This window comes from Oleiphilus sp. HI0123 (assembly GCF_001635315.1).
Map to the genome: position 1 here is coordinate 1 of NZ_LWGE01001715.1, position 1,172 is coordinate 1,172.

At 41.2% G+C, this 1,172-nt stretch carries 1 protein-coding gene; it reads right to left on the reverse strand.

All coding sequences use genetic code 11. From position 1 onward, the window contains the following. Positions 1-863, reverse strand: an 863-nt coding sequence (locus A3761_RS23205) for an extracellular solute-binding protein (RefSeq protein WP_156492059.1), incomplete at its 3' end; no start/stop codon positions are given. Between the last annotated feature and the right edge of the window lie 309 nt (positions 864-1,172).

The window sequence follows — 1,172 nt, forward strand, 5'->3', positions numbered from 1 at the left end:
CGAATTCCCCAATCGTCTACCGGGGTACCGTTTGGTAAGCCTTTATCACCGGTGCCTGCTAGTGATAACCAAGCATCTGAGATCCTCCAGCCTAAAGAGGGGTCGCGTTTTCCATAGTCCATATGTCCCCATACGCGTTGGCCATCGAGTTGTTTGACATGTACTGTAAAAAATTCAGCAATATCTTCGTAAGCCTGCCAGTTTTGGGGGACGGCTAAGTCGTAGCCATAAATCTTGTTAAATTGTGCTTGTAAGTCAGGACGGGCAAACCAGTCTGCGCGGTACCAATATAAATTAGCAAACTGTTGATCCGGTAATTGGTATAAGTGTCCTTCCGGGCTGGTAGTAAACTTAAGCCCTATAAAGTCGTTTAGGTCGAGTGTAGGTAGGGTAACTTTTGCACCCTCATTTTTCATAAAGGTGTCTAATCTCAGCGTTTCATTTGAACGAATGTGAAAGCCTATTAAATCGCTATCGTTGATGTAGGCGTCATATAGACTTTTACCCGTTGATATCTGAGCTTGCATCTTTTTAATGACATCGTCTTCGCCGGTTATTTCATGTACGACATGTATACCTGTGAGTTCAAAAAAGGCCTTTGCTAGGGTATTGGCTTCATAAAAGTGCGTATCGATTCGTTCGGATACAACACGTACCTGAATATCTTTGTAGTCTTGTGCTGCATCAGCGAACCAAGCGAGCTCTTGGTATTGTTCTTGTGGTGTAAGCGTGGAGGGTTGCAGTTCTGTACTAATAATTTGGTGTGCGCGTATCTGCCACTCAGCGTTATCTGAGGGACGAAGTGCCCAACTATTGATGGAGCAGAGCAATGTCAGCAGGCCGATGCAAAGCTTTACGAGCATGTGCTAATTCCCTTGAAAGTCTGGAAATGAAGAGCGTTAACTACAAGTATAGTTGGTGTTGTGAATGTTGTATGATTTATATGCAGGTATTAATGATAATAACGAAATGATGGTGTAAGCGACTTTTGCATACAAGTAAAGACTAATGAATTTAAGTCAATTTATGGTGTGTAATGTTTTTGTATTACAAGGTTCATATTTACGTCACCTTTCATGGTTATTATTCTTGTATGTTGTCTGTAACAAATCTGACTTATTTGTGAAATATAACTGAAATAATTCGGGGATACACTTCCAGCTCTTTAAAAT